Consider the following 1,032-nt stretch of genomic DNA (forward strand, 5'->3'; position numbering starts at 1 on the left):
TCTTGAAGGACTGGGAAACCGTACCTAAAGCTTAATTCGCCAGTCATGGCAAACGATATTGCATTAACCCAAACAGCCCGTATTTTACGGGCTGTTTTTATATTTTGGCTTTAGTGATGGCAGAATTAAAAACGCCGAACAACTTTTTTTGACAAAATAACTTGTTGTTCATATAATTGTTATAACAACTAATTGATTTCAAAGTAATTTATGTACGGGAAACAGAAAGGAGTACCTTATGAATAACTTGCCTCCCGATTGTTCCATTGGGATGTTGCTCGGGATTACTCACCGCAAAATGAGTCAGCAGCTCTTGCAGCGTCTCAAGCCTTATGATATTTCCCCAGAGCAATGGTCGGTTCTGTACCAAATCTATCAGGCTGAGGGTTTAAATCAGAAAGAAATTGCAGCTAAGGCCGTGAAGGACCAGCCGACCACGACTCGAATTATTGATTTATTAGACAAGAAGGGCTGGGTACGGCGTGTGAATAGCCCTCAGGATCGTCGAGCCTATTTACTTCATTTGACTGAAGCAGGCCGACAGCTTGTAAAAGAGATTCTTCCTATTGAATATGATGCCAATCACGATTTTGTAAGAAGAATTTCCTCAGCCGATCTGGAGCAATTCCGCCAGACTCTTTTACAAATTCACGCCAACATGACCGAATCAGAAAAACAAGGAGATAACGATTAATATGCAACAAAGCAAGCAACCTCTTTGGACCAAGGAATTTATTGTTCTTACGGTTTCCAATTTATTTTTGTTTTTGGAATTACAGATGATTCTATCCTCTATTCCTTCTTATGTGAAAAATACATTCCACGCTAGTTCCGTTCAGGTTAGTCTCGTTACCACTTTATTTGCTTTAAGTGCGATTGCGGCACGGCTCTTTTCCGCCCGTATGCTGGAAAAAGGGCATCGCAGCACTCTGATCTTCGTGGGGCTGCTGTTTGCATTGGCAGGAACGCTGGGGTACAGTGTTTCGCCGACGATTACAGTGCTGCTGCTCATGCGGATGTTATTCGGGATCG

The 1,032-nt window shown here is 42.4% G+C and carries 2 protein-coding genes; both read left to right on the forward strand.

The genetic code is table 11. The features are described 5' to 3' along the window. Positions 1-238 precede the first annotated feature (238 nt). Positions 239-694 carry a MarR family winged helix-turn-helix transcriptional regulator gene (locus tag GRP75_RS27850; protein ID WP_023988117.1) on the forward strand — a complete coding sequence of 152 codons (456 nt, stop codon included), beginning with the start codon at positions 239-241 and terminating at the stop codon, positions 692-694. Position 695: 1 nt separating this feature from the next. Beyond that, the coding region (locus GRP75_RS27855; RefSeq protein WP_160790991.1) for an MFS transporter at positions 696-1,032 on the forward strand (337 nt) is incomplete at its 3' end.

Source organism: Paenibacillus sp. OT2-17, assembly GCF_009827695.1.
Lineage (GTDB): Bacteria > Bacillota > Bacilli > Paenibacillales > Paenibacillaceae > Paenibacillus > Paenibacillus polymyxa_B.